Annotated in this window: 1 protein-coding gene and 1 pseudogene; both read left to right on the top strand. The window is 69.1% G+C overall.

Annotated elements, in window-relative coordinates; genetic code table 11:
* Positions 1 to 423, top strand: a pseudogene (locus ABZ915_RS48800) (IS3 family transposase); the annotation flags it as partial.
* Positions 424 to 429: 6 nt separating this feature from the next.
* Positions 430 to 756: a DUF6233 domain-containing protein gene (locus ABZ915_RS48795; RefSeq protein WP_361817961.1), complete on the top strand. Its 327-nt coding sequence runs from the start codon at positions 430 to 432 to the stop codon at positions 754 to 756.
* The last annotated feature ends 276 nt before the right edge of the window (positions 757 to 1,032 follow it).

Here is a 1,032-nt window from a genome sequence, read left to right as displayed (position 1 = left end):
GAGAAAGGTGGTGGGCTGGTCGATCGCCGACCACATGCGCACCTCCCTGGTCACCGACGCGATCGAAATGGCTGTGGCCACCCGCGGCGGCCGGGTCCACGGCGTCGTTTTCACACCGACAGGGGCGCCCAATACAGCGCGGCCGCCTTCGCCGAGGTCTGCCGCCGGCACGGCATCCGCCGCAGCATGGGCCGGGTCGGCTCAAGCTATGACAATGCGCTCGCCGAGTCGTTCTTCCAGGGCCTCAAGCGCGAATTGCTCCATGGCCGCCGCTGGACCTCGAAGGCACAGACCCGGCTGGAGCTGTTCCGCTGGCTGTCGTACTACAACCGGCGCCGTCAGCACTCCGCGCTCGGCTACCTCACACCAGCCGAGTTCGAACAGCAACTGATCACGTCACCTACGCTGTCACTCGTCGCATGAAACCCGGTGTCCACTCCCGGGGATCAACCTCAGCGGGGGCTCTGGACCAGAATCGCGGCCACGATCTCGCGATGGCCGAGCCTCCAGAGGTGCCGTGTCCGTCATGCCCCCGCAGCTGGTCGTCAGCACCTCGAGTGCCCCGCTGAGATATGCGCGGAACTCCCCGCCCGCCTCCGGGGGCAGCATCGAGGGCACCGGGTGGCCGAGTTGGGCGTGGCCCAGGTAGACGGTGTGCGACCTCGAGCGGGTTGGCAGGCAGTCGACGCCCTGCGCCGACAGGTACCCGCGTGCATCCACTGCCGCCCCGACACCGCCCTCGGCATCCTCGACTAGGCACTCCACGGCCAGACAGCGGCATCCGGGCGGCCCGCCGCCGGTTACTGCCGCCGCAGGCACCCTCGCGGTACCTGACCGCCGGGAACCACCTGTCACCGTGGCCACGGTGTTCGGGAGTGAGAGCGGTCGCGGCCGACAGCGGCGCAACCCGGATCGACCAACGGTGGTCGTTGCGGCTGTAGTCGGTGGTGACGCTCAGGTGGGTGGCGTCCGCGGGCAGGTAGCGACGGCCGCGGTACTCACCGGTGATCCAGATCAGCTCACCTCCGGTGG

This window comes from Streptomyces sp. NPDC046915, assembly GCF_040644935.1.
Classification (GTDB): Bacteria; Actinomycetota; Actinomycetes; order Streptomycetales; family Streptomycetaceae; genus Streptomyces.
Note: the sequence above shows the minus strand (reverse complement) of the source record. Positions and strands in the feature narration are given on the sequence as shown.